Raw genomic sequence first — 4358 nt, forward strand, 5'->3', positions numbered from 1 at the left:
TAAGCGTAAGTGAGTTGAAACACGCGGTGGCAGTCACGGCAGCGAAATCTGTCATAGCCTTTAGGGTTCTGACCATGGCGGTAAACCTGAACAGACTGACAACGGGGACAATGAACGTTAACGCTGGCCATAAGAGAACCTCAAAAGCCCGCATTATACATCAGATTCAACCAATTAGAGGCATCACCAGATATTCCAAGCCACTCTTCAGATTGTCCTTCATACTGAACATGAGTCGGACAAAGCATAACTGAAGGTATTTTCCAGAGATATGCAAGTATTTTTCGGTGCCCGCTCAGAACGCCGTAAGCGATAATATCGGATCTGTCTTTGTCAAAAACACGCATCGGCGTGGGAAAGTGTTCCCTGGCGAATGCCCTGATAACTGAAACAAGATCCTCTGTCCCTGGCGTTTCCTTTGTCATCTTCGGTTCGAAGAGTACCTGTGTGTCACCTATTCTTTCCACAAGAGAAACAAATTCCGGGGATGTTGTATAGCTAACCCTGTAATTGCGGGCCACCTGTTTCCTGACCATTTCCAGAGTTGGATTGACATGCCCATGTTCGGCACAGTTAAAAATCGCAATATGTTTCTGTCGGGAGTATCCCTCAGCACTTCTCATCATAATTACCTCAGTAAGGGAATTACATATGAACTAAAAGCTGCATTATTTACTGTAATCCCATCAGCCAGGCGTTTCTGACGTCGGTCGCCCGGTCTGTTCCGGAACAGTGGCACCGTCCACCTATTCTTACTGGCGACGGATGAATACCTAATCTGATGATCAAGACCAGTTATTACTGTGACAGACATATCTCCGAACCCTGTATCCTGACCGTGAGATACTCACTAACCTTGCTATTCAGCGTAGTCTGCTTTTTTTTTGTTGTATATTTTTTTGTTTATTACGTGGCACTGTTGCAAAGATCTGACGATGGTAAGTTGAGCGTCATATTATCCTGTGGGCAGTCCGCTGATACCGCAAATATGGCATCAGCTATCGTGAGCTGCAGGCGATGCCGGCCGGGCATTGCGTAAAGGACAGGCGGAAAATTTTTACTTCAGCCATCCTCTGGACGAGAGGCGTCTGGTGAGCAGAGTTTTTGAAATTTAAGGCCTTTCTGTAATTCCAAAGGCTACAGCATCAAGATATTTGCAACAGTGCCACAATTTCTGCCGGGACTTCATCATGTGTAGCAAAACCGAATAGCCGGTGATTAGCAACAGATGAAAATAAAAAACACGCCAGTCACGCGTAAAAGTGCAATTCATGTCATGATTATCAGAGTTATCGCAAACGTTCACCGGGAAAGCAAAAGGACAGTAACGTGGCAGTGCGGCATTTTTTTCTCATTGTGTTAATTGTTTCAATCTGGGCATTTAATAATGTGGCGGTAAAATGGGGACTGCTGGAAATACCTCCGCTGTTTCTCACCCTGATGCGCTTTGTGGTGGTCGCAGGGCTACTGGTGCCTTTTACCCGCATCACCCGCAGGCAGCTACCCTATCTGCTGACCCTCGGTTTCACCTTTGGCTTTCTGCATTTTTCACTGCTTTTTGTCGGCATGAAATATACCGATGCCGGCACCGGTGCGGTGATTGTGCAGATGGGCACCCCTATTGCAATGGTACTGGCAATGGTGCTGCTGCATGAACGTCTGACGCTGGTCCAGCTATCCGGTATCGCTATATCATTGAGCGGTGTGGCGGTACTGAGCGGCAGCCCAACCATTCCCGCATGGTGGGTGCTTGGTATCCTGTTATGCAGCGCCAGCGGCTGGGCTATCAGTAATCTGGTGGTAAAAAAAACCCCTGAAATCCATCCGCTGGCTATGACCGGCTGGATGGCATTATTTGCCATACCGATTGTCGGCCTGACCAGCCTGAGTCAGGAAACACAGCAGTTTTATGCTCTCAGCCAGGCCAGCTGGCGCGGCTGGTTCGGTATTTTCTACAGCGCGATATTTTCGTCCATCATTGCCTACTCCCTGTGGTACAGCATGTTAAGAACCTACAATGTTAACCTGATCATGCCCTATTCTCTGCTGACGCCAGTATTTTCAGTGATTATGGGTGTGGTAATCCTCGGTGACAGCATCAATCAGTTTAAGCTATGTGGTTCACTGCTGGTGATGATCGGCACCGCCATTGCGGTGATTAATTTACGCAGCCTGAAAATGCATGCTCGTTTTCCCCGTTTACGCAGCCGGCGTTAAGCGGAAAACCATAGCGCAGACCCGCCAGCCATGCCTGAAATGCCCCCCTCTCTGAGCATACGATACCCCCTGCAAGCGCATAGCCTTGCGGGCGCCGGGAAACCTCAAAAAATCCGCTGGTTAGCGAACAGGGCCATTTTCGCCTGCTGGCGGGCAGCAGCAGCACCCACTATCAGCATACCCAGGAAGAAAAATATGCCCTCTCTCCCTCTCTGCTGTGGCAGCCGTCTGAAGATACTTCAATGCTATTGCGGGCCTATCTGGAAAAAGATCCATCCGGCGGTGATCACCGTCCGGTTCCGGGAGAAGGCAGCATCAGCCAGCATAAGGGTTATACACTGAGTAATGGTTTTTATGATGGTGACAGCGGGCTGGATCAGTGTAAACGTCATCAACAGATCTACAGTCTGACGTTTGCACATCGTTTCAATGATGTCTGGGCATTTCGTACCAACGCCAGCTACTCGCACGCCACTGTCGATGTCGATGTCGATGTCGATCAGACAGGCTGGCTGGCTGGCTAAGTAATGATTCGGATCTGCTGACCCACTACTATTCTGGCTCTCGCTCCTCACTAATGCCTGGGCCATCGACAACCAGCTGGAAGCCCGTTTTAACAGCGGAGAGTTACAGCATAAGGTCGTGCTCGGGGCGGAATATCACCGCTTTACAAATAATTTACTGGATGCCTCCGGCGTTGCCAGCATGTTGAATGCCTTTAGCGGTGAGGCAGTCGGACCGCGTTATAATTATGACTTTACCCGCAGTCAGCGCCGTTATTATCAGAGCGCCGTTTACCTGCAGGACGAAATGAAAGGGTCGCGCTGGCATCTTGATCTTGCCGGACGCTATGATCGTATTGTCTCGCAAAACGACAGCGATCTGACCGGCAGCAAACACCGGCGGCAGGATAATCATTCCAGGGGCCGCGCGGCATTACTGTATGCCTTCGACAATGGTATTTCGCCTTATCTGAGCTACAGCCAGGCGATTACGCCGCAAGTGCTTGCCGATGCCAGTGGCAACCTGCTCAAACCAACCCGCGCTGAACAGTATGAAGCAGGTATAAAATATCAGCCCAACGCGACCTATGACCTGTACAGTCTGACGCTGTATGACCTGACGCAAAAAGATGTCGGTACCCGGGTAATTGTCGGTTCTTATTTTGAGCCTGCAGGTAAAGTACATTCTCAGGGAATTGAACTGGAAGCCCATAATCAGCTGACGCCTCGTCTGAGTACCCTCGCCAGCTATACGTACAGTAAAGTGCGTTTTAAAGATTCCATTGAAGGCAATCAGGAGCATACGCCGATTCTGACGCCTCAAAACATGGCGAATGCATGGCTGCATTATACATTCGATTATGGCCTGTCCGGTGGCGCGGGGATTCGTTATATCGGTAAGCAGTGGGCTGATAATGAAAATACCACCCGCCTGCTCTCCGTCACTTTATTTGACATCTCGGTGCGCGCAGATCTGGCCAGTGTGAACAGTAAACTTAAAGGTGCCTGGTTACAGCTTAATGCGAATAATCTGACAAACCGTAAATACGTCGCTACTTGCTATACTCTGAATAACTGCTATTGGGGTGCCCAACGTTCCGTGGTGGCTACATTCGGTTATGATTTTTAATTATCTTGTGGTCTGATACAGCAAAGTAAAATGCTGTGGCAAAAAAACGAGCAGGCCAGCGCCTGCTCGTTATCGTTCGCTTTACCCATCAGCTGCGCAGTTTACGATAAATAAATAGCACAACCAGGGTACCCACCACCGCCACGGCAAAACTGCCGATATTAAAACCGTCAACTTTACCAAAGCCAAGCAGTGTACTGATCCAGCCACCGACAACGGCACCCACTATGCCGAGGATAACGGTCACAATAAAACCGCCACCGTCTTTACCCGGCATGATCCATTTCGCCAGAATCCCGGCAATTAAGCCAAAGATAATCCGGTGATGCCTCTAATTGGTTGAATCTGATGTATAATGCGGGCTTTTGAGGTTCTCTTATGGCCAGCGTTAACGTTCATTGTCCCCGTTGTCAGTCTGTTCAGGTTTACCGCCATGGTCAGAACCCTAAAGGCTATGACAGATTTCGCTGCCGTGACTGCCACCGCGTGTTTCAACTCACTTACGCTTA

General features: G+C 49.3%; 5 protein-coding genes and 2 pseudogenes. 4 read left to right on the plus strand and 3 right to left on the minus strand.

The window, feature by feature from the left end; all coding sequences use genetic code 11:
• A partial coding sequence (locus BL249_RS18350; RefSeq protein ID WP_342633895.1) for an IS1 family transposase occupies positions 1-131 on the minus strand: 131 nt, incomplete at its 3' end.
• A gap of 9 nt (positions 132-140) precedes the next feature.
• Complete coding sequence (locus BL249_RS19075) at positions 141-626, minus strand: hypothetical protein (RefSeq protein WP_158233130.1); 486 nt, start codon at positions 624-626, stop codon at positions 141-143.
• Between the two features lie 399 nt (positions 627-1025).
• Here BL249_RS19075 and BL249_RS19330 point away from each other — a divergent pair.
• The 3 genes and pseudogenes from BL249_RS19330 to BL249_RS18370 all read left to right on the plus strand — a co-directional run.
• A pseudogene (locus BL249_RS19330) lies at positions 1026-1115 on the plus strand (IS6 family transposase); the annotation flags it as partial.
• A 214-nt stretch (positions 1116-1329) separates the two neighbouring features.
• Positions 1330-2217, plus strand: a complete 888-nt coding sequence (locus BL249_RS18365; RefSeq protein WP_099707604.1) for a DMT family transporter — start codon at positions 1330-1332, stop codon at positions 2215-2217.
• 98 nt (positions 2218-2315) lie between these two features.
• Positions 2316-3849: pseudogene (locus tag BL249_RS18370) on the plus strand (TonB-dependent siderophore receptor); the annotation flags it as partial.
• A gap of 88 nt (positions 3850-3937) precedes the next feature.
• Here the strand turns inward: BL249_RS18370 and BL249_RS18375 are convergent.
• Positions 3938-4168 carry a GlsB/YeaQ/YmgE family stress response membrane protein gene (locus tag BL249_RS18375; protein WP_256385456.1) on the minus strand — a complete coding sequence of 77 codons (231 nt, stop codon included), beginning with the start codon at positions 4166-4168 and terminating at the stop codon, positions 3938-3940.
• 59 nt (positions 4169-4227) lie between these two features.
• Between BL249_RS18375 and BL249_RS18380 the strand changes: the two genes are divergently transcribed.
• Positions 4228-4358: IS1 family transposase (locus BL249_RS18380; RefSeq protein WP_342633895.1), on the plus strand; the 131-nt coding region annotated here is incomplete at its 3' end.

Source organism: Erwinia sp. OLFS4 (assembly GCF_002752165.1).
Classification (GTDB): Bacteria; Pseudomonadota; Gammaproteobacteria; order Enterobacterales; family Enterobacteriaceae; genus Izhakiella.